The organism is Pseudomonas sp. CCI4.2, assembly GCF_034350045.1.
In the GTDB taxonomy this organism is placed as follows: domain Bacteria; phylum Pseudomonadota; class Gammaproteobacteria; order Pseudomonadales; family Pseudomonadaceae; genus Aquipseudomonas.
In genome coordinates, this window is sequence record NZ_CP133781.1 from 4493503 (window position 1) to 4518970 (window position 25468).

General features: G+C 58.4%; 21 protein-coding genes. 4 read left to right on the plus strand and 17 right to left on the minus strand.

Annotation, left to right across the window (positions count from 1 at the left end; genetic code table 11):
- Window positions 1-155 precede the first annotated feature (155 nt).
- Window positions 156-917, plus strand: coding sequence for a thioredoxin family protein (locus RHM65_RS20345; protein WP_322169652.1), 762 nt, complete (start codon window positions 156-158; stop codon window positions 915-917).
- 105 nt (window positions 918-1022) lie between these two features.
- Window positions 1023-1787 (plus strand): DNA-binding transcriptional repressor DeoR, encoded by a 765-nt coding sequence (gene deoR / locus RHM65_RS20350; RefSeq protein WP_322169649.1) that lies wholly within the window; start codon window positions 1023-1025, stop codon window positions 1785-1787.
- 129 nt (window positions 1788-1916) lie between these two features.
- Here the strand turns inward: deoR and RHM65_RS20355 are convergent, their stop codons facing one another.
- From RHM65_RS20355 to RHM65_RS20380, 6 genes are all read right to left on the minus strand, one after another.
- Window positions 1917-2984 carry an aldose 1-epimerase family protein gene (locus tag RHM65_RS20355; protein ID WP_322170900.1) on the minus strand — a complete coding sequence of 356 codons (1068 nt, stop codon included), beginning with the start codon at window positions 2982-2984 and terminating at the stop codon, window positions 1917-1919.
- Window positions 2985-2995: 11 nt separating this feature from the next.
- Window positions 2996-4327 carry an L-fucose:H+ symporter permease gene (gene fucP / locus RHM65_RS20360; protein ID WP_322169647.1) on the minus strand — a complete coding sequence of 444 codons (1332 nt, stop codon included), beginning with the start codon at window positions 4325-4327 and terminating at the stop codon, window positions 2996-2998.
- A 39-nt stretch (window positions 4328-4366) separates the two neighbouring features.
- Window positions 4367-5305 carry a ribokinase gene (rbsK, locus tag RHM65_RS20365; protein ID WP_322183938.1) on the minus strand — a complete coding sequence of 313 codons (939 nt, stop codon included), beginning with the start codon at window positions 5303-5305 and terminating at the stop codon, window positions 4367-4369.
- Window positions 5306-5727: 422 nt separating this feature from the next.
- Window positions 5728-7539: an ABC transporter ATP-binding protein gene (locus RHM65_RS20370; protein WP_322169643.1), complete on the minus strand. Its 1812-nt coding sequence runs from the start codon at window positions 7537-7539 to the stop codon at window positions 5728-5730.
- A gap of 84 nt (window positions 7540-7623) precedes the next feature.
- Window positions 7624-7875, minus strand: a complete 252-nt coding sequence (locus tag RHM65_RS20375) for a DUF1652 domain-containing protein (RefSeq protein WP_322169641.1) — start codon at window positions 7873-7875, stop codon at window positions 7624-7626.
- A gap of 152 nt (window positions 7876-8027) precedes the next feature.
- Window positions 8028-9524, minus strand: coding sequence for a helix-turn-helix transcriptional regulator (locus RHM65_RS20380; protein ID WP_322169638.1), 1497 nt, complete (start codon window positions 9522-9524; stop codon window positions 8028-8030).
- A gap of 200 nt (window positions 9525-9724) precedes the next feature.
- On the opposite strand from RHM65_RS20380, the gene RHM65_RS20385 reads away from it, so the two are divergent.
- On the plus strand, window positions 9725-10780 hold the full coding sequence (locus RHM65_RS20385) for a permease (RefSeq protein WP_322169635.1): 1056 nt from the start codon (window positions 9725-9727) through the stop codon (window positions 10778-10780).
- Window positions 10781-10895: 115 nt separating this feature from the next.
- Here the strand turns inward: RHM65_RS20385 and mnmH are convergent, their stop codons facing one another.
- From mnmH to RHM65_RS20405, 4 genes are all read right to left on the minus strand, one after another.
- Window positions 10896-12002, minus strand: coding sequence for a tRNA 2-selenouridine(34) synthase MnmH (gene mnmH, locus RHM65_RS20390; protein ID WP_322183940.1), 1107 nt, complete (start codon window positions 12000-12002; stop codon window positions 10896-10898).
- Complete coding sequence (gene selD, locus RHM65_RS20395; RefSeq protein ID WP_322169629.1) at window positions 12002-13036, minus strand: selenide, water dikinase SelD; 1035 nt, start codon at window positions 13034-13036, stop codon at window positions 12002-12004. The genes mnmH and selD overlap by 1 nt, the downstream gene beginning before the upstream one ends.
- Before the next feature lie 71 nt (window positions 13037-13107).
- On the minus strand, window positions 13108-14013 hold the full coding sequence (gene lhpI / locus RHM65_RS20400) for a bifunctional Delta(1)-pyrroline-2-carboxylate/Delta(1)-piperideine-2-carboxylate reductase (protein WP_322169626.1): 906 nt from the start codon (window positions 14011-14013) through the stop codon (window positions 13108-13110).
- 105 nt (window positions 14014-14118) lie between these two features.
- Window positions 14119-15309 carry a DUF2252 family protein gene (locus RHM65_RS20405; RefSeq protein WP_322183942.1) on the minus strand — a complete coding sequence of 397 codons (1191 nt, stop codon included), beginning with the start codon at window positions 15307-15309 and terminating at the stop codon, window positions 14119-14121.
- 123 nt (window positions 15310-15432) lie between these two features.
- Between RHM65_RS20405 and RHM65_RS20410 the strand changes: the two genes are divergently transcribed.
- Entirely contained in the window at window positions 15433-15774 is a 342-nt protein-coding gene (locus RHM65_RS20410) for an FKBP-type peptidyl-prolyl cis-trans isomerase (RefSeq protein WP_322169621.1), read from the plus strand.
- 499 nt (window positions 15775-16273) lie between these two features.
- On the opposite strand, the gene RHM65_RS20415 is transcribed toward RHM65_RS20410, so the two are convergent.
- The 7 genes from RHM65_RS20415 to RHM65_RS20445 all read right to left on the minus strand — a co-directional run bounded on the left by RHM65_RS20415 (window position 16274) and on the right by RHM65_RS20445 (window position 25385).
- Window positions 16274-16975 (minus strand): response regulator, encoded by a 702-nt coding sequence (locus tag RHM65_RS20415; protein WP_322169618.1) that lies wholly within the window; start codon window positions 16973-16975, stop codon window positions 16274-16276.
- A 49-nt stretch (window positions 16976-17024) separates the two neighbouring features.
- Complete coding sequence (locus RHM65_RS20420; protein ID WP_322169615.1) at window positions 17025-19682, minus strand: sensor histidine kinase KdpD; 2658 nt, start codon at window positions 19680-19682, stop codon at window positions 17025-17027.
- Between the two features lie 138 nt (window positions 19683-19820).
- Complete coding sequence (gene kdpC / locus RHM65_RS20425) at window positions 19821-20381, minus strand: potassium-transporting ATPase subunit KdpC (RefSeq protein WP_322169611.1); 561 nt, start codon at window positions 20379-20381, stop codon at window positions 19821-19823.
- A gap of 61 nt (window positions 20382-20442) precedes the next feature.
- Entirely contained in the window at window positions 20443-22524 is a 2082-nt protein-coding gene (gene kdpB, locus RHM65_RS20430; RefSeq protein ID WP_322169608.1) for a potassium-transporting ATPase subunit KdpB, read from the minus strand.
- Between the two features lie 10 nt (window positions 22525-22534).
- Window positions 22535-24229, minus strand: a complete 1695-nt coding sequence (gene kdpA, locus RHM65_RS20435) for a potassium-transporting ATPase subunit KdpA (RefSeq protein WP_322169605.1) — start codon at window positions 24227-24229, stop codon at window positions 22535-22537.
- 8 nt (window positions 24230-24237) lie between these two features.
- On the minus strand, window positions 24238-24327 hold the full coding sequence (kdpF, locus tag RHM65_RS20440; protein ID WP_297835929.1) for a K(+)-transporting ATPase subunit F: 90 nt from the start codon (window positions 24325-24327) through the stop codon (window positions 24238-24240).
- Between the two features lie 158 nt (window positions 24328-24485).
- The gene (locus tag RHM65_RS20445; RefSeq protein WP_322169601.1) at window positions 24486-25385 is read right to left on the minus strand and encodes a polysaccharide deacetylase family protein; all 900 of its coding nucleotides are present in this window, start codon (window positions 25383-25385) and stop codon (window positions 24486-24488) included.
- Window positions 25386-25468 lie beyond the last annotated feature (83 nt).

A 25468-nucleotide genomic window follows, 5' to 3' on the forward strand; every position in this document is an offset into this window, starting at 1 on the left:
TACTGGCACATTACAACTAACAGGAGTTCGTAAAAAAAAACCGCCGTCGCCTCACTAAGATTATTTCGACGTGCTGTCGATCTGGACTTAGTCCAAGCGACTATTACTGATACGTAAGTTTCAGTAATAACTTCACCCTGGGAGAACACCCCCCCATGAAGACCTACCTGGTTGCACCACCCAAGATCGTGTCACGCGAAGAGTGGCTTACAGCGCGCATGCAGCACCTTCAGCATGAAAAAGCCCTCACCCAGCAACGCGACCAACTCAACGCCGAGCGTCGCGGTTTGCCGTGGGTCAAGGTCGAGAAAACCTACCGATTCAAAGGACCCCAAGGCACCCAGACCCTCTGCGACTTATTCGGCAGCAACAGTCAGTTGTTGATCTATCACTTCATGTTTGGGGCTGGCTGGAAGGAAGGCTGCAAGGGCTGCTCATTCGTGGCCGACCACTTCGACGGCGCCAACCTGCATCTGCCCCATCATGACGTTTCGCTGGTGGTGGTCTCCCACGCCCCGCTCGCGGAATTTCTACCATTCAAACAGCGCATGGGCTGGGATTTCGACTGGGTGTCTTCGGCCGGCAGTGACTTCAACGAGGACTATCAGGTGTCGGCCACGCCCGAGCACATCGAGGCTGGCGACGTCATTTACAACTACGAACTCAGCCAGGATCCCGCCGAGGAAATGCCCGGATTGAGCGTCTTTTACAAAAACCCAGCGGGTGAGGTTTTTCATACCTATTCGACGTATGCACGGGGAATGGACATATTGCTCGGCACCCACAACTTGCTTGACCTCACGCCCAAAGGCCGGGATGAACAAAGCACGATGGGATGGGTTCGCCATCACGACCGCTATGACGGTGCGCCCGTGAAAGAAGCATCAAGTAGCTGTGCTGAAACATCGAACCGTTAATACCGAAGAAATGCGGCGACGGGTAACTACCGGCAAATCAAAATGTCACGATTGCTAACAAAGCATGTTGTACTAGTGACACTCTCATTCTTTGCCGGTACACCCGTGGACACTAAAAAATCCGACCGCATCAAACTGATTCAACAAGCGCTACAGGATCAAAAAGCCATCCACTTGCGAGAAATGGCGGCCTTGCTGGACGTGTCGGAAATGACCCTGCGCCGCGACCTCGGTCGTCACACCGACGAATTTCGCTTGTTAGGCGGCCACATTACCCGGGTGTTCGACACCAACGAGGCCAGCGATTATCGGGTCACCGAACAAGACACTCGGCACGTGGAGGAAAAACGCCGAATCGGCAAATTGGCCGCCGCCTTTATCCTGCCGGGCGACACGGTATTTTTCGACTGCGGTACCACCATCCCGTTTGTGGTGGACTTCATTCCTGACGAGTTGGAGTTCACGGCGGTGTGCAACTCACTGAACGTGCTGCTCAAGCTGCAACAAAAACCCAACTGCAACATCGTCCTGTGCGGCGGCACGTATCACCGTAAAAACCAGGTGTTTGAAAACCGTGCCGAAAGCGGAATCCTCGACAGCGTTCGGCTGACCTGGGCCTTCCTTTCCGCCGCCGGGGTCAGTCAGGAATTCGGCGTGACCTGCTTTAACCTCAACGAAGTCGAGGTCAAACAAAAGGTCTTGCGCCAAGCCCAACAATGCATGCTGCTGGCCGACCATTCCAAGTTCGACGCCGTACGTACCGCGCACTTCGCCTCGCTGGAAGATTTTCATTACGTCATCAGCGACAAAAAAATCCCCAAGCTTTACCGCGACTTGGTAAGCAGCAGCGGCATGCAGCTGGTGGTGTGAGGGGTGAAGGGCGGCACCTGTGTGATTTGAGATCGCAGGGTGTCAGGACTGAAGCCTTTCCGAATAAATTCGGTCCCGCAGATTTTAGCGATGCACAGATTTCTGTAGGCACCCTCTACATTTCGGGAATCAGACTTCGCTCTCAAGCTGCCGCCGCTCAGCCTCAGTCAGATACCCGGTGGTGACACTGAATTGGGCGCTCTCCCCGGCTGCCAATGAGCGAATATTGCCCTTGGCAGATTCCGCTTTATAACCCTCCGGCTCGCAGGTCGCGGGTAATATGAAGGCCGCGACTTGCTGATCGGCGTTGTGCAGTATCCAGCGGGCCGCATGTTCGAACTGCTCGGGTCGATAGCGGGTGTAAAACGCCGGACCCTCTGGGTGTACCAGTAAAAAATGCGCATCACCCTGGCTGTCCGCCCGCGCGCCGTCGAAAAAACAGACGATCTCCGGGTCGTACAGCTCGGGGGAATCAAGCACCTGCAAGCGCGACGGTTCTGCCGTCAGTTGCGCCATATAGCGCGTCCACGCCGGTGTCGGACGGACATGCGCTGGCACACTGCTGCGCACCCTCGTCTGCTCAACACCCAACGGTTCGACAAAGCGCGCACCTTCCACGTAGGCGTAATTCATGTGCGCCATGTACATCAACTCCATCGGCACACCCGCCAGGTTGGTGACCTGCATGCCGATATCGAAGAGTGCCGAATCCGCGCGCAGGGTGACGCTGGGACGTGCCTGGTAGTGGTCACCAAACCCTTGCACGTATTCATACTCGCCGCCAAGCCGAAGGAAGGTTCCGGCGCTGTCTTCACCGACTTCCAGCCACGCGCTGTCCATCGGCGCACAAGGCATTTCGCCGTGCAGCGGGTGATCGTCTTCCGGGCCGGGGCAGCCGTTGCGCAGCAGACCGCTGTGGAACATAAAGCAGCCATAGGTGCCGATCACGGTGGGGCTTGGTCGCGGCTGGCTGAACATATTGCGCATGGTCAGATCGCACCCATCGAACACCGCTGACCAAATCATCTGCCCCTGATACGGCAACACCACCACTCGCCCACGGCTGTTTTCCAAGGCCAAGGCCAACACGCCGGATGGGTAAGTCCAAGCGCTGACGTTAAAATCAGCTGACGCCAGCAAGGTCTTCTCAGCCCCGGCGAACAGCGCCGGAAAAAGCGCAATGGTCGTTTTTTTCATCGAACCGGCAGTCATGAGACCGCCACTGCGCCGACTGGCAGGTGTTCGCTTTTCGAATGACGCAGGCAGTGCATCGCATAGCCGACGATCACCACGAAACACACCAACGGCACGCTATAGGCCAGTTGCATATTGCCGCCGGTGTAGTCGGACAGCAGGCCCTGGAAGATCGGAATGACCCCGCCGCCGACGATGCTCATCACCAACAGCGAACCGCCGACGCCGGTGTCTTCGCCCAAGCCGTCGATGGTGAGGCCATAGATGGTCGGCCAGCACGGGCCAAGGAAAATACTGACGCCCACGGCGGCGTACACCGCAGAAATGTTTGGCACCAGAATCGTGTACGCCAGCAACACAATGCACAGCACGCCGTACAACGCCAAGACCTTGGCTGGGTGCAGTTTGCGCATGAGTAAGTTAGCAATCACTTTACCGACGAAATAAGCGGCGAAGGTGGTGAGCAAGAACCACGACGCGCTGCGCTCGTTCATCCCGCCCATCTGCATCGCCAGGCGAATGGTGAAACTCCAAACCCCTACTTGCGCGCCGACGTACAGGAACTGCGCCAGCACACCGAACACAAAGCGCGGATTACGGCGCAAGCGCGACAGACTTTGGCCCAGGCTGCTCTGTTGGACCTTCGCTTTGATGATGCCCTTGCAGGCCGGGAATTTAGTGACAGCGACCAGAATGAACATCAGCACCAGAACAGCGATCATCCATTTGTAAGGAAGCAAGGTCGACTGAATCATCTGCAGCTGTTGGACTGCCGCGTCGGCGGGGCTCATTTGCAACAGTTGCGCATGGCTGGCGTCGGTATCCTTGAACATCACGAAGCTGCCGACGTACACCCCGGCCATGGCGCCGAACGGGTGAAAGGTCTGGGAAATGTTCAAACGCCGGGTACCGGTTTCACGTGGTCCCATCAAGGTGGAGTAGGTGTTGCAGGCGGTTTCCAGGAACGACAGGCCGGCCGCGATCACAAACAACGCCAGCAAAAACATTCCGTACTTGGCGGTGGATGCAGCCGGAAAAAACAGCAAGCAGCCAAACATGTACAGCAGCAACCCGACGAGAATCGTGGTTTTGTAACTGAACCGCCGAACCACCAAAGCGGCCGGGATCGCAACAAAAAAATAGCCCAGATAAAATGCCGACTGGACGAAGGCAGTCTGGAAATCACTGAGTAAAAAAGCCTTTTTGAACTGAGCAATCAACACGTCGTTCATGCTGGCGGCTGCCGCCCACAGGGCAAAAATGCTGCACAACAGCAGGAAGGCAAACCAGGGCGTTCGGTTGAGGTAAAACCCGTCAGACGTCTGTTGGAGCGCAGGCTTAATCATTATTGTTCTCCGTAAAAAGCAGGGATCGAAACAGCCCATTCAGGCGTGGCGTTCCGACAGGTGGTTTTGCAGGAATTCGGCGAACTTCAACGCGTCAGGGTAAGAAGTCTGGGTGCCCAGCCCGGTGACAGAACAGGCGGAATAGGCCACGGCCAAGGTCATGGCGTGTTTGATATCGCGGGTTTGTGTCCAGTGATGGGCGAAACAACCGATGAATGCATCACCAGCGCCGGTGGTGTCGACTGCGCAGACCGCATGCCCGTTGACCCGGAACTCGCCGTCTTCACCGACATACAACGCGCCCTGTTCACCCAGGGTCACGATGACATGGCGAATCCCGTCCGCCACCAGCAACCGTGCCGCGATCAAGGCGGATTCGGGCGAGGTCACGGGCTGACCGCTGATGAGCGCCAGTTCGGTTTCGTTAGGAATCAGGAAGTCGAGTTGCGCCAGCTGTAAACGGTCAAGCCCTGCCAGCGCCGGGGCCGGATTGAGCAACACCGGAATGCCCTGCTGCTTGCCGAACGCGATGGCGTGATAAACCGTTTCCAGTTCAATTTCCAGCTGCACGACGATCAACGCACAATCACGCAAGGCCGCGTGGGCGGCGTCGATATCGGCAGGTTTGAGGTGCGCGTTGGCGCCTTTGATGATCAGGATGCTGTTATGGGAATCACTTTTGACGAAGATCGGCGCAACGCCACTGGACACCCCCTGGACACGGGTCACGTGCTGGGTATTGACGCCATACAGCTGGAAATTGGCCAGGGTGTTGTCAGCAAAAACATCGTCACCGACTTTACTCACCATCACCACGTCGGCGCCCAACTTGGCAGCAGCCACCGCTTGGTTGGCGCCTTTACCGCCACAGCCCATGGCAAAACCAGGCGCTTCGAGGGTCTCGCCCTGCAAGGGCATTCGATCGATGTAGGTGATCAGATCCACCATATTGCTGCCAATGACCGCGATCTTGCTCATTGTTCTGGCTACCTTATTTACGCCGGGGGCAATCACCCGATGCGCTATTATTTTTGTTACTTTAATAACATATTTTGTGATTATCCAATCTTTTTTTGAGTTGGGCGATCAACGCTGGCTGCAATCCCAGTGAGATGCCGGAGGCGGCGATTTTTGTGGGGTGTCAGTTAGGATGCTTCCCGAATGAATTCGGTCCCACGGTTTTGGCGATGCACAGACTTCTGTAGGATCTGCCGAAGGCTGCGATCAGATGTTCAGTGCCTGGCCAAAATCTCTGTGGGCTTGCCAACGAAAGCGTCAAGGCAGACGACCCAGGTTTCAGGTCAACATCAGCGGCGCGATTACGGGCCTCTTCGCAGGCAAGCCTGCTCCCACGCATGAGCTTTGTGCGCCGATGAAGCGCAGAGCTGTTGCGGCATCGCCTACCGATACCCCCGCGCCTGTAAGTCAAACAACTGCGCGTAGCGACCGCCCGCCGCCACCAGGCTGGCGTGGTCGCCGCGTTCAAGCACTCTGCCCTGATCCAGCACGACGATCTGATCCGCGTTGCGCACGCTGGAGAACCGATGCGAAATCAACAGCGTCATCCGGCCTTTTGCATGTTCTCGAAAGTGCTCAAACACCGCTGCTTCGGCAGCGGCGTCGAGGGCTGCAGTGGGTTCGTCGAGGATTAGGATGTCAGCGTTGCGGCGCATGTACGCCCGGGACAGGGCTATTTTCTGCCACTGACCGCCCGACAACTCTTGACCTCCGGCAAACCAGCGGCCGAGCTGAGTGCCAAAGCCACCGTCCAGCGCGTCGATGAATTGCGCGGCCATGCCTTGGGTCGCGGCTTCGCGCCAGCGGGCCTCATCGCCAAACGCGTCAATGTCGCCGACCCCAAGGTTTTCGCCGACGGTCAGTTGATAGCGAATGTAATCTTGGAATATTACCCCGATGCGCCGGCGTAATGCGTCCTCGCTCCAGTCGTTAAGGTCGCTGCCATCGAGCAGGATGCGGCCTTGGTCGGGGCGATAAAGGCGGGTTAACAGCTTGATCAAGGTGGTTTTGCCCGAGCCGTTTTCTCCCACCAGCGCCACGCTGAGGCCCGGCCGCAAATGCAGGTCAATGTTCTCCAGGGTAGCGAGTTGGGCGTCTGGATAAGTGAAGCCCACACCTTCGCAACGCAGCCCGTCGCCCGGCAATAAGCCCTGAGTAAGACCGCCGGCTTCTACGATCACCGGTTGCGCCAAGTACTCATAGAGATTGGACAGGTAAAGCCCGTCTTCGTATAAACCGCTGATGGCACTGAGGCTGCTGCTCACTGCACTTTGCCCTTGTTTGAACAACACCAGGTACATGGTCATTTGCCCGAGACTGATCAAACCGTCCACCGTATCAATCACGACCCAGGCGTAGGCTAGATAAAACGCGCTGGTGCCCAGCAAACCGAGGAGAAAGCCCCAACCATCGCGGCGCAGGGTCATTCGACGGTCTTCGCTGTAGAGCTTGGTGAAGGTATCTCGATAACGCTGCAGCAGGAGCGGCGCAAAGCCGAACAACTTGACCTCCTTGATGTAGGTCTCGTGGGAGAGCAAGGTTTCAATATAGTTTTGGTGGCGGGTTTCCGGGGCGCGGCGGCTAAACAAACGGAAGGCATCGCCGGAGAAATGCGCCTCGGCGAAGAACACGGGCAATGCGCCGAGAATCAATATCGCCAGCGCCCACGGTGAGAAATGCACCAGCAGCACGGCGAAGCTGATCAGCGAAATGAGATTTTGAATCAAGCCCAGGGATTTGGTGACCAAGGCCAGTGGCCGAGTGGAGGCTTCACGGCGCACGCGGACCAATTTGTCGTAAAACTCGGAATTCTCGAACTGCACCAGCGAAAGGGTTTGGGCCTTTTCCAGGATCAGGGTGTTAACCTTCTGCCCCAACTGCACCCGCAGCAACGACTGTTGAACGGAAAGACTCCGTTGCGCACCCGCCAATATCGCCAACACCCCTGCTTCGAACAACACGTAACGTAACACCGGCCAGAGCGGCGCGCTGCCTTGGCTCGCGTGCAACTGCATGGCCGCAACCACCGCATCGACGATCCGCTGCCCGAGCCATGCTGCCAAGGCGGGTAATATCCCGGCGACCAGGGTTGCCACGACTAGACCGATAAACAGCCCGCGTGAGGTGCTCCAGACCAGATCCAAGGCACGCTTCGCTTGGTCGAAAAATGAGGCGAAGCGGCTAACAACTGGCATGTGGCATAGAGCTCCGGGAAGACGTGGAGCATTGTGTCGTCATTGCGCGGGGACATCCAGTCGCGCAACACAGAGCCGATCCGTCTAATCGCTCACCTGAACCCTCCTGAATGTGTTGCTCTGCATCTCGTCGTGCAGTTCCTCGATCATCCGGGCAATGGCGTCTGCGTTTTTGAGCTTCTCCATGACAATCCCGGTCACGACCAGATCGACCCGCCCGGTCTTGCGGTCAAAAATCTTAACGGTAAGGGATGCATCGGCACCCAGCGTGCATTCACAAGCCAAGGGCATAAAGCTTTTTTCCAGGCAGCGGCGCAAATAGGACAGAGCAAACACGGGGCGTGCTCCTCTTGAAAGGAGGTTTAGGGACTCGCAAGTGGAATGGCATCCATGCATGCAATCGTCGTGTTGCTATGGGCCAGAGAATAAGAAATGGCGCCCGCAGACAAAACCCGAATTTGCACTGGATGATTTAGTGCATTTGCACCTTATGCGTTACCGTTGGGTCTACGTTCACCGCTGAATAGTCCACGCTCTCGGGCCCAGACGATGGCTTCGCTGCGGCTATGAACATCAAGCTTTGAATATACCGTCGCCACATGATTGCGCACCGTATTGGGCGCAAGCTTCAGTCGCGCGGCGATTTCCTTGTCTGCCAGCCCTTCGCAAATCAACCCCAGTACGTCACGCTCCCGGGCCGTCAGCTCGGTAAAAGAGGCATTGGGCCGATTAAGCGCCTTCGCGTTTTTTACGTTGGCCAGTTTTTCGATCAAGGTTTGACTGAACCAAGACGCGTCGCGCATCACTTCTTCAATGGCCGCAATCAATTCCAGCTCGGATCGCTTGCGCTCAGTGATGTTCATCAATACCAGCAGATAGCAGGGAGCATCCTGAATATTGAGCGTGTCCGCCGACACTACACAGTCGATAAGCTCATCATCTTTTTTGCGGATTTTAAGGTCCAGCTCCTCAACCCTGCCGGCCTTCTCCAGCGTGGCGAATAACTGATTGCAGACGCCGGTGCCATCGATAAAGCCGATTTCAGCCGCAGTCTTGCCGAGCACTTCTTCAGCGGTAAATCCGGTCACCTTGAAGAACGCCTCATTGACGTCTACTACCTGCTGGCTCTGTGCGCTGCACATCAGCGTTGGCACTGGATTCAAGCGGAAGGTTTTGGCAAAACGCTCTTCACTCTGGCGCAACGCAACCTCGGCTTTGCGACGCCGTTCTAGATCAACAAAGGAGAACAGCATGCAATCTTCGTCGTTGATACTGAGCGGCTGACCCGCAACGATCACCAACTTGCTGCCGCCCTCAGGAAGTTTAAGCTCCGCGTGCATCTGTGGGACGGTCACGCCTTCACCCAGTCGCTTAATCGCCAACTCCTTGTTATCGGCGCCCTCCAGCACGTCTACTTCATAGACCGAACGGCCAATAACCTGCTCCCTTGCATAGCCGGTCATTTCCAGAAAGCCTGCATTCACTTTGATGTAGCGCAAATCGCTCAGCCGGCAAATCACGGCCGGTGCCGGGTTGGCACTAAACGTCTTTTCAAAGCGCTGCTCAGCACTGGCCCACTCAGTGGCATCGGCCAGAATAAGCACCAACGACTCCGGTTCGCCCGAAAGATCGGTGAGCGTCATGCTGCGAACGCGGTGGACCCAGCTTCGTGCTTCATCATTGGCCGACCTGACTTCAACCACCACATCACTGAACGCCTCCCCGGCCGCCGCTCGGCTAATGGGGTAGCTTTCCTCAGACAACGGGTGATTGTTGCGATAACGCAGCGTGAATCGCTCGGCATATGCCTTCGCGTTTTCGCCTAATTCACTGACTTTACTGACCCCATGCATAGTTAATGCGGCTTCGTTAGCCCACGCGATGGTTTGGTCTACGTCAATCAGAATCACACCGTCCGACAGACCTGAAATAATCTGCTGCAACTGGAGTCTGTTGGTGTCGGTGGCAAATACGTCCTGGCTCATCGCTTCACCCAAAATGCAGCGCCACAGGGTGCGCCTTGGGATTACGACAGCGAGTGAATGTCATCGTGCCGCTGTTGTGCAGACCGCAGCGTTACCCTCTTTAATGAACAACGGCAAAACTGATCGCCTGTGCTAAAGCTCAAGTTCGAGACAAGCTGGGTTATCATGCGCCAATTCCCCCAACTCCCCGGAAACTGCTCATGTCCACAATGCCTACCGTCGCCCAACCACGGGGCTTGTCGTTCTGGTGGAAGCCTCTTTTGTTTTTGTTGGTGGCGGTCATCGGCCTCTACTACGTCAAGTGGTCGCCCTACTACCTCAAGTCGTTCATCGCTGCCGACAATCACAGCATTGGCGCCTCAATCCTCGGCGCCCCACAAGACAGCCCTTTCAGCGCCGCACTGGCCTATGCCCAAGTGTATTTTCTGGCCATTTGGAAAGCCGCTGTTCTGGCGGTGATTCTCGGTTCGCTGCTGCAAGTGTTGATCCCGCGTGACTGGCTGTTGAACGTGTTCGGCCGCGCTGGTTTTGGTTCGACGTTGCGCGGTGGGTTGTTCGCATTGCCGGGAATGATGTGCAGTTGCTGCGCCGCTCCAGTGGCTGCGGGCATGCGCCGGCAACAGGTCTCGGTCGGCGCGGCGCTGGCGTTCTGGATCGCTAACCCGGTATTGAACCCTGCGACACTGGTGTTCATGGGGTTTGTGCTGGGTTGGGAATTCACCGCGCTGCGCTTGGTAGCCGGGGTGATATTGGTGATGGGTGTTTCGTTGATCGCTCAACATATCGCCAGCCCGGAGCAAGTGCCTGAACAGGCGCTGGAAGCCGTTGCCGACGCAAGTTCGACTGACCGGAGCAATTTTTTCACCCGTTGGGGCCAGACCCTGTGGCAGCTGTTTTGGAGCACGATTCCGGTTTACGTTGTAGCGGTGCTGGTTTTGGGCGCAGCCCGGGTTTGGCTGTTTCCCCACGTCGACGCGTCCATGGGCAATAGCCTGATTTGGATCGCGGCGCTGGCGGTGGTGGGTACGCTGTTCGTGATTCCAACCGCTGCCGAGATACCAATCGTGCAAACCATGCTGTCGTTGGGCCTGGGCACCGGCCCCGCCGTCGCGCTGCTGATGACCTTGCCGAGCGTGAGCTTGCCGTCGTTGCTGATGCTGCGTAAGTCGTTCGACACCAAGGTGCTGGTGACCGTGGGTGTATTAACAATGTTAGTCGGGGTTATCAGCGGGTTGGTGGGCGTGGCGGTTTTGTAAGATCAAAACCTGTGTAGGGACCAACATGTTGGCAAGGCGGCGGGCCTGATACACCGCGCCACGCCCTTCGCCAACAAGTTGGCTCCTGCAGACAGGCGCCCGCCTACATGCTGCCTCAGCCCTGCCGATGCTGACGGTCTTTCAAATACTCAATCATCGCCGCATGTTCGCCGGAAAACTCGATACGCGGCCCCTTGCTGTCGCGTTGGTAGGCGTACATGGGGTCGTAATACTCGCCCAACATCCCGCTTATCCACTCGCGATGCAGGTCCACCGCACCGGATTTTTCCTGCTCGGCCAGCGCGCTGTCCATCACCGCTGAGAGACGCTGATAGCGTTCGCCGCCCAAGCGTTTGACGATGCTGGCGAGGCTCTGACGCAGTTGTGCGGCAAACATACCAAAACCCTGCTCAAGCCCATGCACCCCAATAAACTCGGCGCACAGGTCGACCACGTAGTCTTTCAAAATCCGTTCGACCCGGTTCTCAAACGGCTCTTCAAGCCATACCAGCGGGTAGTGCTGCATGCCCTGAAACAAGGTCAACGGAACCGCGCGACTGCCTACAGCACGGCCTTCGTCTTCGATCACGAATTGCTTCACGCCCGCGGCGCGCTTCTTGAGGATGTCGATGGACAACGCGTTTTCAAAGCTGATTTGCGCCGGTTGCCCGGTCGCATGCTTGCCAAAGCTGGATCCACGATGGTTCGCGTGGCCTTCCAGGTCCAGGGCGTTGCTCAGTTTGGTCAACACCTCTGTCTTGCCCGACCCGGTCAGCCCGCCCACCAATATGAAATCGCACTCCAATACCGCGCTTTCAGTGACCTCCATCAGGTACGTCCGCAGGGCCTTGTAACCGTTGAGCACCCGTGGGTATTCAATCCCGGCCTCGTTTTTGAGCCATTGTTGGGTCAGTTGCGAACGCAGTCCGCCTCGGAAGCAATACAAAAAACCGTGCGGCTGAGAGCGGACGAACGCGGCCCACGCGTCGATCCGGTCTTGTTTAGTCTGGCCAGAGACCAATTGATGGCCCAGCTCGATGGCCGCCTGTTGGCCTTGTTGCTTGTAACAGGTGCCAACCTTCTCCCGCTCTAGATCGTTCATTAGCGGCAGATTGCGCGCCAACGGAAAAGCGCCCTTGTCGAATTCGACCGGGGCACGGACGTCCATCAGCGGGATGTCGTTAAGAAAGATGTGGCGGTAGTCGGCGCTGTTGTCCCGCATCAGAACACCTCTACCGCGTGGCTCTGTCGGCCGATGAATTCGCCAATCACCGACAAATTCAGGCCCAGCTCTTCAGCCATAGCCAAGAACGCTTCCTGTCCCGCAGGTTCGACGGCCACTAATAACCCTCCGCTGGTTTGTGGGTCACACAGCAGGAGTTTTTGCATCGGGGCCAGCGGCGTGAGGCGAGCGCTGTAGCTGTCGAAATTACGGTGTGTGCCACCGGGCACGCAGTTTTTCTCCAGGTAGAACTCAACACTGGGCAAACGCGGCACGGCCGCGAAATCGATACGCGCGGTCAGCTTGGCGCCGTCGGCCATTTCAACCAGATGCCCTAGCAGACCAAACCCGGTGACATCGGTCATGGCCTTGACCCCTTCAAGCCGGGCGAAACGACTGCCCGGCTTGTTCAGCGTACACATCAAGTCCCGGGCGACGCCTTGGTCCTCGGCCCTCAGCAAGCCTTTCTTTTCGGCAGTGGTAAGGATGCCAATGCCCAGCGGCTTGGTCAGGTACAGCTTGCAGCCTTCGGTGGCGGTGTCGTTACGCTTCATGAAGCGCTTTTCCACCAAGCCGGTGACCGCCAGACCGAAAATTGGCTCAGGCGCATCAATCGAATGCCCGCCCGCCAGCGCAATACCTGCCGCATCACACACGGCTCGGCCGCCGCGAATCACTTCACGGGCCACTTCCGGCGCCAGCAGGTTGACCGGCCAACCCAGGATGGCAATCGCCATGATCGGATCGCCGCCCATCGCATAAATGTCGCTGATGGCGTTGGTAGCCGCGATCCGACCGAAATCGAACGGGTCATCGACGATGGGCATGAAAAAATCGGTGGTCGAGACCACGCCGCGCTCTTCGTCGATGGCATACACCGCCGCATCGTCACGCGAGGCATTGCCGACCCAGAGCTTTGGATCGAGGTTCTGCGCGCCGCTGCCGGCAAGGATCACTTCCAGTACTTCGGGAGAGATTTTGCAGCCACAACCGGCGCCATGACTGTATTGGGTAAGGCGGATCGGCTCGCTCATGGGGCACCTCTGAATTTCAAATGCGCCGATACTACCAGAGCGGGCCGAGAGGAGTGCCGACTTGGCGCCGGTCAGCGCTTTTCGAGATTGGCTTTGATCACTCGGCAGGCCGCCAGATCCCAGGCCCCGGTGCCCACGGTTTTGAAGACAATGGGCCGGGAGAAGTCAGGCTTGTTGATCAATGCAGAGGCCAAGGATTTTACCCGCGCCCACTCAATGTTGGCCAAGATCAAGTCACCCGCTTCGTGGGTGGCGCCCAAAGGGTCATCCACATAAACCGTGCTGGCGTTGATCACGTCAGCGCAGATTTCGGCCGCGTCCGGGGTGAACGCGCCGACGCCGATGACCAAGCAATCGGGGCGGGCCGGCTCAAAGTGAACCGGGGTTTTACTGGTAGTCACCGTGATGACCACCTCTGTGTCCGATGGATGGGCGAGGTCTTCAACGACCAAGTTGGGCGCGCTGGCTTTGAACCGTTCAACGAACGCCTGGGCACTCTGCACCGAACTGCCACGCACCCGAATCACCGCGTCGGGGTAGACCTCGGCAATCGCTTGCACGTGGTTGCCCGCTTGCGTGCCGCCGCCAATGATCAGCACCGAACGCGGCGCCTGTGGCAGCAGGCAACTGATGCCGAGCAGGGTCACAGCGGCGGTTCTTCTGCCGGTGACGGTCGGGCCATCCACTTGGAACAACATGACACCGCTCAACGCATCACAGGCAACCACTTGCCCGTGAATCGTTGGCAGCCCTTCGTTGCGGTTGCGGGGATTGACGTTCACCAGCTTATGAATGGCGATGTCATCCGACGTGGCAGGCATCGACAGCATCACGCCGCCGTCTCTGAGGGCCACCACCAAGCGTTCGGGACTCACAATGTCGCCATCGACGACTTGCTGCGCAGCAACGCGTAATGCCGCTATCAATTCACGGATGGGCAAAAGTGCGGCTGTTTCAGTTTCGTTGAATACTTTCATGTCGTGACTGCACCTTGACTGCACCCTGGGCCGTTAGCAGGGGCTTTTTTACGCCTGCCCCTGTGTGCCGTCAATCGATTGCTGGAGTTTGAATAACACCAGTGGTTAGCGCCCGGTTTCCAGCGCGTAGCGACGGCAATGTTCGAGATAGCCCTCCTCATGGCTGCCCACCAACTGCACCACGCTGGTCCAAAGCCATGACGGCGCATCCAGGTTCTTGGAGCGGTTGAGCTGCAAATCAGCCAGCCAGCTTTTGCGCAGGTCATCGTCCATCTGCCGGGCATGGGCGATACCGACTATTCGCGCCAGATAACCCGCCGCACGCATGGCGTCGGTTTCATTCAGCGTGTCCAGCTCCAGCTTCATGTCTTGCGGCAGCAGTTCGCGAATGAACACACCGTGGTCGAGAAAACGGGTTGCCAGCATCCGCTCGCCCAAGGCCGGAGACAACTGACGCGCCCCTTCGACGACCCGGCGGGCATTGTCCCGTGGCATATGAGCGCGGGGGGCCCGGGGCGCTGCGGCGGCGATGGCTTCTTTGACATCAATCAGGCAGTAATCCTGCTCCTCGTCACCGCCAACCCCGAGGAGTACCGCATAGCGCATTAACCCCAAGGAGCTGCAGCCCTTGACCCAATACGCCGAATCGAGCAACTCGACACTTGCATCATTAGGTCGGCCTTTAAGGGACGTCACTAATTTATGAATGTCGGGTGTGGCGCATAGCAGTTTTATTTCGGCTTTTTCAGCGCGGGACAATGGCCAAAAACTTTTACCCAGCGGAATCGTCGGGCGTTCGTTTTCGATACGTTCACGCGCCAAATGCTTCCAGGTGCGCTGCACGGCGGTGCGCATGCCACCTTTTACTTGGCTTGGACGTTCCGGATCCTCGCCCGGCCCTTTGATGAACGCCTGTGCGTAGCCGCGCATCATTTCCTCGAGCATGCGCGCGGTAGTCACACCCGGCAGGTCCGAACCACGGGCGGCCATGGCCAGCGACAACGCCAACCGGACCAGGTCATGGGTCGGGTTGCCAATCACCGCCTGGTCCAGGTCGCGAATATTGATGTCTATACGGCCGTGGATATCCCCGGTCGGCCCCAGATTACCCACGTGACAATCGCCACAAATCCACACATTCGGCCCGTGGGGCAAGCGTCTTCCGCGTTGGCTGTGCAGCCATTCATAAAACTGAACCGTATTGCCGCGCACGTAGGCATGGGCCGAGCGGGCCATTTTTTCATTACGACGGCTGTCGAGTAGCTCAAGCCGATCCTGGGGGCGCGGTAGTTTCATGGCGGCTTCTTTCTGAGTGGTCTTGAATTCAATAGACTGAAACGTTCAAGCATTGGTTTCATTTTGCTATCGACAAGTGCCATAAGGGCCTCATCACGCTTTCCAGAAGGACAAAAACACCCCATGAGCATTGAATTAGAGGTCATCGACATCCAGCTGGGTGATGGCAAGGAGGTGGTCAAAGGTGCACTGATCACCACCCAGTACACCGGGTATCTAAAAGACGGCACGGTATTCGATTCATCCCACGAACGCGGCAAACCCTTCCAATGCGTGATTGGCACCGGACGGGTGATCAAAGGCTGGGATCAAGGACTGATGGGCATGAAAGTCGGCGGCAAGCGCAAGCTGTCAGTGCCCGCCCACCTGGCGTACGGCGAACGACACATGGGCGCGCACATCAAACCGAACTCCGACCTGACCTTTGAGATCGAACTGTTGGAAGTGCTGACGCGGGATGATTGAAGGCATTGTTACAGACCTCCTTAGGAGCTGCGAAAGCAGCGATAAGGGCCGAAGGACCTTCGCCAACAAGCTGGCTACAGATGGCTGCCCGCCCATCCGTCTCCTGTGAATCGAATGCCGAATTGCGGAAAGAGGCCCCGTGAAACCATGCGGCCGAACGCAGGCGTTGCGTAGGGGGTAACGAGGCAAGGATGCCGAGAAAGCCGTGCGCGGCCAGGGACGGCCGCTCACGGCGACCCCCGGAGCAACGCCGGAGTTAGGGACGACCGAGCCTAAGCGAAGGCCTGCATGGTGGGGCAAGCGTTTTGGGTTACCTTTTTGCGGTTCGGCGTTCCGACGTTTGAAAAAGGTGACTCGCTGTAAAAGCGAAACCATAATTTCAGCAACCACAAAGGCCGGATATACACTCAAAATCCATTGTTTTTAAAAGATTAAAAAGTGTTTTGGCGAAGAACATCACGTGGTGTGTCAAGCAGGCCGCTTTGCCAGCAAGTTGGCTCTACAGACCGACGGCGCGTTCCAACAACCGATACCCCACCCCGGCTTCGGTCACGATAAACCGTGGGTTGGTTGGGTCATCGGCCAATTTCTGCCGCAGGTGCCCGACGACAATCCGCAGGTAATGGCTGTCTTCAGTGTGGGTCGGGCCCCAGATGTCTTTGAGCAACTGCTGTTGGGTAATCACCCGTCCCGGATGCCGCGCCAATTGCGCCAGCACCGCGTATTCCTTGCGCGTCAGCCCGACTTCAACGCCGTCTAACAACACCCGCCGATATGCCAGATCCACCGTCAACGGGCCGAAGACCAACGCGGCTTCTTGCTGTTCGCCCGCAGGCGCTTGACGTAATAACGCCCGGACCCGTGCGAGAAACTCCTGTATGCCGAAGGGTTTGGTCACGTAGTCATTGGCGCCGCCGTCCAGCGCCTGAACTTTCTGGCCCTCACTGGCGCGCACCGAGAGCACCAGCACCGGGACTGCCGACCACTCGCGAAATTCGCGCAGCACCTGTTGGCCGTCCATGTCAGGCAAACCAAGGTCGAGCACCAGCAAGTCAGGTTTGTTCAACGCCGCTTGGCTCAAACCTTCGCTGCCGGTGCCCGCTTCCAGCACCTTGTAACCTTGGGAGGCCAGGCTGATGCGCAGAAATTTTCGAATCTGCGGCTCGTCATCGATCACTAGAATGGTCGAGGTCTGACTCATGGTTGTCTTGCCATCTCAAATGAAGCCGCGAGCGTAACGCACTGCATGATCAGAGCGTGTGCTCCAATTCAGCTTCGGGTTGGGTTTGCAGCGGGAGGAACAGGGTGATACAGGTGCCGCGCCCTTCAATGCCGTCGGCCACGGTGATGTGCCCGCCATGGGCGCCGACCATTCCCAGACAAATAGCCAATCCCAACCCTGTGCCCTGCCCGCCGCGATCGCCACGGGCGGCGGTGTAGAACATATCAAAAATTTTCGCGCGCTCGGCTTCGGGGATACCGGGGCCTTCGTCACTGACCGAGAAGAATAGCTCGCTGTCGGTCACCCCCGCAGCCACCTGCAAGCGTCCCTGCGCTGGAGAAAACCGCGCAGCATTTTCAAGCACATTGACTAAAGCCTGCTCGATCAACGCGGCGTGTACGTACAGCAATGGCAACTCCAACGGCACCTGAGTGCTGACCTGTAACGGCGCCAACACCGCACGCAGGCGGTTAAGTGCGCTGCCGACGACATCCCCCGGCGACACCCAGTCCCGCGCGAGCTTCAGGGCGCCGTGACCCAACCGAGTCATGTCCAGCAGGTTTTGAATATAACGGTCCAAACGCTCCGCCTCGTCACGGGTGCCTTCGAGCAGTTCACGACGATCCTCCAATGGGATGGCTTCACCCAACGCCAACAGGCTGTCGATACTGCCGCGCATGGCCGTCAGCGGCGTGCGTAAATCGTGGGACACCGAGGCCAACAACGCACTGCGCAGTTGCTCGGTTTCACCGTGCAATCGGGCGGCTTCCAGCTCTTCGGCCAACTGGGCTCGGGCCAATGCTTGGGCCAAGGGTTGACTGAGTGCGGTTAATAGCCGACGACGCTGATCGGTAAAGGGCTGCCCTTCATGCGGACACACGCCGAGCAACGCCAACGGGCCCTCTTCCATCGACAACGGCCACCACCACCAATGCCCCAGCGGCAAAGTGCCCGTACCCAAACCTGCGGCCTGATCGTGTTGCCACGCCCAATCGGCCGCCGCGCGTTCGGCTTCGGACAACTGCAACGCGCCGCCGACTTCGACTTTCCAGACACCTTGGTCGTCGCGATCCAGCAAGCAGATGTTCAATTCTTTCCAGCCACTGAAATGCTGTTCAGCGGCGCTTAGCATCGCCTGCCGATCAGTCGCCGCCGTGAGTTTGCGCGACAGGTCGAGCAACTCGCTGGTTTCCTCCTGAGTATCGCGCAGGGCCCGGAGTTGCTGGCGTTGCCGGGCGGCAAGGTTACCGGTCAAGGCAGCCATCAATAAAAAGAACAGCAGCGTCAGCACGTCTTCTTCGCGCTGGATGCTGAAGGAGAATTTAGGTGGAATGAACAGAAAATCGTAAGTCAGAAAAGACAACGCCGCACAGGCCAGCGCAGGCCCAAGGCTGCTACGCACCGCCACCAACAACACAGCGGCGAGGAACACCAAAGAAATATTCGGCAGCGCCAAGACACTCGACACTGCCCACGCCAAGGCGGTGGCCAGAATCGTCGCGATCAACGCCAGTCCGTAGTCAAACCAGACCACAGCCCGTGCCGAACGTGCACGCGGCTGATGATGCTGCGCCTCGCTGTCGAGGACATTGATTTCCAGGCCGTGGGCATCCCGCAGCAGCCGCGCTGCCAGCCCACCACCAAACAGACGCCTGCGTAAACGCGGACGCGATTGCCCCACCAGCACCAAGCTGGCGCGGCGCTCTGCGGCGTGTTGAATCAGGGTTTTAGCCACCTCTCCCGCTCGCAACAGCACCACTTCGCCACCTAAGCGTTCGGCCAGTTGTTGTGCACTTTGCAGGCGCATCCGCGCCTCTTCATCCACCGCCCGACCGTTATCGACATGCACCAGACTCCACGGTAGATGACGACGCTGAGCCACCCGGCTGGCGTGTCGCACCAGTCGCTCGGCCTGAACATCACCATCGATCCCCACCAATAAACGACCTCGAACAGCGGGCGCCGCCTGGCCTAGTTGGCGGTAACCTTGGGCGAGGTCGTCATCAACCTGCGCCGCTGCCGTTTGCATCGCCAACTCACGCAACGCCGTGAGGTTGGTTTGGGTGAAGAATGCGTCGATGGCCGCTCGGGCTTGTTCGGGCACATAAACTTTGCCGTCACGCAAACGCTCCAACAGCTCACGCGGTGGCAGGTCGATCAGCACCAGTTCATAGGCTTCTTGCAGTACCCAGTCGGGCAAGGTTTCTCGAACCTGCACCCCGGTGATTCCACGCACTTGGTCGTTGAGGCTTTCCAGGTGTTGAACATTGACCGTCGTGTAAACGTTGATTCCGGCCGCCAGCAATTCTTGAATGTCCTGCCAGCGTTTTGTGTGTCGGCTGCCCGGCGCGTTGCTGTGGGCCATTTCATCGACCAGCACCAAGGTCGGCGCGGCCATGAGCAGGCCGTCGAGGTCCATTTCCTCCAGCGTCACGCCACGGTAATCCGAGCGTAATAACGGTTGCTGAGGCACACCGCTGAGCAGGGCTTCAGTTTCAGCGCGGCCGTGGGTTTCTACCACGCCGGCCAGTACATGCGAGCCTTGACGCAATTGGGCATGGGCTGCCTGGAGCATGGCGTAGGTCTTGCCGACCCCCGGCGCGGCGCCCAAAAACACCTTGAGCCGCCCACGGCCGTCCCGTGGCAGATCGGCTAACAGTGCATCGGCGCGGCGGGTGTCACTCATGGTTCGTACTCAATGTGTGCTGCAAACTCGGTCTCTGTCGGAGCGAATTCATTCGCGAAGGGATCAACACGGTCCTTCAGATAAACCGCGCCGGCCAATTCCCGAATGAATTCGGTCCCACAGGATTTCGGCATCTGCTCAAAGCTGCGCTGACGGTAACTCATTCAGCGTTTGATTCAAGGTCAATACGTTGACCACCGGTGGACCGATCAACGGACGGTAGGTGTTTTCGTTCACCAGCCGTTGCACGGTGGTCACCGGCAGGTTGCGGGCGCTGGCGACGCGGGCCACTTGGTAGGCCACGGCTTCGGGCGGCAAGTGCGGGTCCAGGCCGCTGCCGGAGGTGGTCAACAGCGACAACGGCACCGCGCCTTGACCGGGTACCGCTTCTTTGGCGACATCTGCGGTAACCCGCGCAACCAGTGCCGGGTTGCTCGGTGAGAAGTTGCTGGCGCTGCTCGATACCGTTGCAAACGCCCCGGCCGAGGGCCGCGAGTGGAACCAGCCGTCGCCGGTAAAGCTTTGCGAGATCAACTCAGAGCCGCGCACTTTGCCAGCTTTGTCATACACCAGGCTGCCATTGGCCTGGGCAGGGAATGCTACTTGGGCGATACCGGTCACGACCAGCGGATACGCCACGCCAGTGATCAGGGTCATTAACACAATCAGGCTCAGGGCCGGACGCAATACAGTCGACATCATCGAATCCTCAATCAGGGTAAACGTCACGCCCCCAGGGAGCGTGACGAAAGTGGCACGCTTAGACCAAGTGCAGGCCGGTCAACAGCATGTCGATCAACTTGATGCCCACGAACGGCGCAACAATCCCGCCCAGGCCGTAGATCAACAAATTACGGCGCAGCAGCGCGGCGGCACTGGCGGCCTGAACCCGCACCCCGCGCAGGGCCAAGGGAATCAACACCACGATGATCAAGGCGTTAAAGACAATCGCCGAGAGAATCGCACTCTGCGGGCTGGCCAGGTGCATGACGTTCAGCACCCCCAGTTGCGGGTAGATCGTGGCAAACAGTGCGGGCAGGATCGCGAAATACTTGGCCACGTCGTTGGCGATGGAGAAGGTGGTCAACGCGCCCCGGGTCACCAGCAATTCCTTGCCGATTTGCACCACGTCCAACAGTTTGGTCGGATCGCTGTCGAGGTCGACCATGTTCGCCGCTTCACGTGCCGCTTGAGTACCATCGTTCATCGCCATCCCGACGTCGGCCTGAGCCAATGCCGGGGCATCGTTGGCGCCGTCGCCACACATTGCCACCAAACGACCGTCGTTCTGTTCCAGACGAATCCGTTCCAGTTTTTTCTCTGGGGTGGCTTCGGCCAAGACATCATCGACCCCTGCTTCCGCCGCAATGGCCGCGGCGGTCAGTGGGTTATCACCGGTGACCATCACCGTACGAATCCCCAGTTTGCGCAGCTCGGCAAACCGCTCACGGATGCCAGGCTTAACCACATCTTTGAGGTGGATAGCGCCCAACAGCTTGCCGTTCATGCAGACCAGCAGCGGAGTGCCACCGGTCTTGGCGATCTTGTCGACTTCCCGGGCCAATGCCGGCATCAAGTCGCTGCGGGTCATGTCGACGAACGCCAGCACCGAATCGACAGCGCCCTTGCGGTACACCCGGCCTTGGTAATCGACCCCGGATAAACGAGTCTCTGCACTGAAAGCGACCGGCGTTAAGGCCGACGCAGGTGGCTCGGTGATCGGGTGCAGTTCACGCAGGTACTCAACAATCGATTTACCTTCCGCGGTGTCATCGGCCAAGGATGCCAGAAGCGCGCCCTCGCCCAGTTCCAGCGCAGTGACACCCGGCGCGGCATACAGCGCCGTGCAACGACGGTTGCCGAAGGTGATGGTGCCGGTTTTGTCCAGCAGCAACACGTGCACGTCGCCCGCCGCCTCAACAGCACGGCCGGATTTGGCGATGACGTTGAGTCGCACCAAGCGGTCCATACCCGCGATACCGATGGCCGACAACAGCCCACCGATGGTGGTCGGGATCAAGGTCACCAATAGCGCCACCAGAAACACCAATGGCAGGCTGCCACCGGAGAAGTGAGCGAAGGGTTGCAGGGTCACGACTACCAACAGGAAGATCAGAGTCAAGCCAATCAGCAGAATATCCAGCGCGATTTCGTTGGGGGTTTTCTGCCGTTTGGCGCCTTCCACCAGCGCGATCATGCGGTCCAGCGTCGATTCACCGGGGTTGGCGGTGATTCGAACCAGTAGCCAATCGGAGACCAGACGGGTGTTGCCGGTGACCGCTGAACGGTCGCCGCCTGACTCACGGATCACCGGAGCCGATTCGCCGGTAATCGCGGCTTCGTTGACGGCGGCAATACCCTCGACGACCTCGCCATCGCCCGGAATCATTTCCCCGGCTTCAACGCGGACCACATCGCCCCGACGCAAGCTGCTGGCGTTGACGACCTGAAAGCTGCCGCTGTCGTTGCGACGCCGTGCCTTGAGCCCTTCGCTGCCGGCTTTAAGGCTGTCAGCGCGGGCCTTGCCACGCCCTTCGGCCAACGCTTCGGCGAAATTGGCGAACAACACGGTAAACCACAGCCAGAGGGCAATCTGCACCGCGACCGAAGTCGGCACCGCCGGGTCAGGAACCATGCATAAAATGCTGGTCAAGATGGCGGTCAGTTCAACCACCAACATCACCGGCGCTCGTTGCAACTGACGGGGGTCGAGTTTGACGAACGCTTGTATCAGGGCCGGGCGCCAGAGGGCCGAGAACTCGGTCTTGACCGGTTGCGCTGCCGTGTGCGGCGCAGCGGGCGTTACGGTAGGGGTCTGCACATGATCTTTATAAATAGACATCATCGAATCCTCAGAAGCCCATGCTCAAGTGTTCGGCAATCGGTCCCAGCGCCAGGGTCGGCAGGAACGTCAGGCCACCGACCAGAAAAATGGTCATCGTCAACAACGTGACGAACAACGCGCCGTGAGTCGGGAAACTGTTCAAGCCCAGCGGTGCGGTTTTCTTCGCCGCCAAGCTACCCGCCAATGCCAGCACCGGAAGGATGTAGCCGAAGCGCCCGAGGAACATCGACAGGCTCAGCATCAGGTTGTGAAACAGCGTGTTGGCGCTAAACCCACCGAACGCCGAACCGTTGTTCGCGGTGGCCGAGGTGTAGCTGTAAAGCAACTGGCTGAAGCCGTGAGGGCCGGGATTGCTGATTGCACTCGCAGGACCTGGCAGGCTCGCCGCCAAGGCACCGAACACCAGCACGCCGATAGGCATCACCATCAAGGTTGCGACCAGCAGTTTGACTTCCTTGGCCTGGAGCTTTTTACCCAGGTATTCCGGGGTGCGACCGATCATCAGCCCTGCGAGGAACACGGCGATCAGGACGTTGAGCAGCATGCTGTACATCCCGGCGCCGACGCCGCCGAAGATCACTTCGCCGACCATCATGTTGGCCAGCGCAACCATGCCCGTCAGCGGATTGAGGCTGTCGTGCATGGCGTTGACCGAACCGTTTGACGCGGCGGTAGTGGCCGTGGCCCAGAGCACGGTAGCGGTTGTGCCAAAGCGGCTTTCCTTGCCTTCAAGGGGCGCGGTCTGTTCAACCGACGCGATGTTCAACGCTGGGTTAGGCTGGTACTCAGCCCACATCGCCGTCGCTCCACCGATCAGGAACAGCGTCAGCATGCAGGCCATGATCGCTTTGCTTTGGCGCATGTCTTTCACGTAATGGCCGAAGGTAAATACCAGCGCAACCGGGATCAGGATTATCGACACCAGCTCAATCAAGTTGCTCCAAGCGGTCGGGTTCTCGAACGGATGCGCCGAGTTGACCCCGAAAAAACCGCCGCCGTTGGTGCCCAGTTGCTTGATCGCAATCTGACTCGCCGCAGGCCCCATCGGCAGGCTTTGATCAGCACCCTGAAGCGTGACGGCATCGATGTAATGCGCGAAGGTTTGTGGCACGCCCTGCCAGACCAGAAACAGCGCGAGGATCACGCACATCGGCAGCAGCCCGTACAGCGTGGCGCGGGTCATGTCGGCCCAGAAGTTACCCAGGTTTTGTGTCGAGCGACGGCTAATGCCCCGGCAGAACACCACCATCACCGCGATACCGGTCGCCGCGCTGACAAAGTTCTGCACGGTCAGGCCAACCATCTGGCTCAAATAACTGAGCGAGGCTTCACCGCTGTAGCTCTGCCAGTTGGTGTTGGTCACAAAGCTCATGGCGGTGTTGAACGCCAGCGACCATTCCATACCCGGCAATTGCTGCGGGTTGAGCGGCAAGCTGCCCTGAAACACCAGGATCGCGAACAACACGACAAAGCCGACGAGGTTAAACGCCAGCAAGGCCAGGGTGTAGGTTTTCCAGTTTTGTTCGGTTTTCGGATCAACCCCGGACAGGCGATAGCAAACGCGCTCCAGCGGTCCCAACACCGGGGTCAAGAAGGTTCGCTCACCTTCCATGATCCGGTAGTAGAAACGTCCCAACCACGGCGCCGGCAGCAGCACCAGCGCGAAGAAAGCGACGATGAGTAGATAGTCATAACTGTGCATGGCGGCTCCTAGTGCTGGTCTGCGCGTAACAGCGCGACCATCAAGTAAATGAACAACCCTGCGGCCAGTAGCAGTGACACCCCGTCCAGAACACTCATGAAAATTCTCCGTCGTACGGCAATTGCCGCGTGTGAGTAATTGTCGGTACTGAGGGCGTAAAGGAACGAGAGCGACGACCGCGTCTGCGCATAAAGAAAGCGTAAAAAGAGGTGTAAAGCGGGGATTTACAGGCGTGGGGTGTGTAGGAGAGACCCGATCAATGCGAGTTACTGTCCCACCACCAGTTCCAGAAACCGGGCAAGCTGACCGGCTCTGCACCGGAGCTGATGGTGCGAGCCATGACCGCGCGCTGCAACTGGGCCTGATCATCATAAAAAGGTTTGGCGGCGGTTTTTATGCCGGTCTCGCGGGCGCTGTCGATGAGGATTTGCAGGTATTCCTCGGTATGCCTGGCGGTGTAGCGATTGAGGTCATGAAAAGTGACCACCACTGGAATCGCACCATCGACCGTCGGCAGCTCTCCAGCGGCGATTTTCTCCCGCAGTTCGGATAAAGCCCTGAGCATGTGCGAGCGTCGGCGCAGGCTGAAGTTGTAGCCCCAGATCTTGCCGTCGTTGGCGCTCAGGTCTGTCAGCACAATGTGCATGCCGTGCTGCTGGTACGCGGCGAAGGTGCGTTTATCGTAATTCCAGAACGGTGGTCGGACCAAGTTCGGCGGCGTGCCAGTGATCGCCGCGATGTCCGCGCTGCCGTTGGTTAGCGACTGCTCCAGTTCTTCGGGATTCAAAGAACGGTGATTGGTGTGCCACGGCGTGGCGGTATGAAAGCCCAACACGTGACCTTGCGCATGTTCACGCTGCATGACCGTGTGGCCGATCTCGCTGCCACCGGCGCGGGGCGCCCGGGTCTGCACAAAAAACACGGCTTTGATCCCCGGTTCCAACGGATTGTGGGCAAGGCTGTCCATCACCATGAGCGTCGGGTTGAAAAAGCTGGAGGCACTTGGGCCGTCGTCAAACGTCAGTAGAAAACGAATCGGGGCTTGCGCCTGCAGACGTTGCGCCGTTTGCGGGGTCAGTTCGATTGGCGGGCCAATACAGCCGCAGAGCCCAACGGCCATAACGAGTGAGGATAAAACGGTTACCGCCAGCTTCATGTCGACGCCTGAGTCTAAAGGTGCTCGGCATCATAAAGGTTTGATTCAACGGCCGCTCATCCATACGACGTAGACCTGGATCA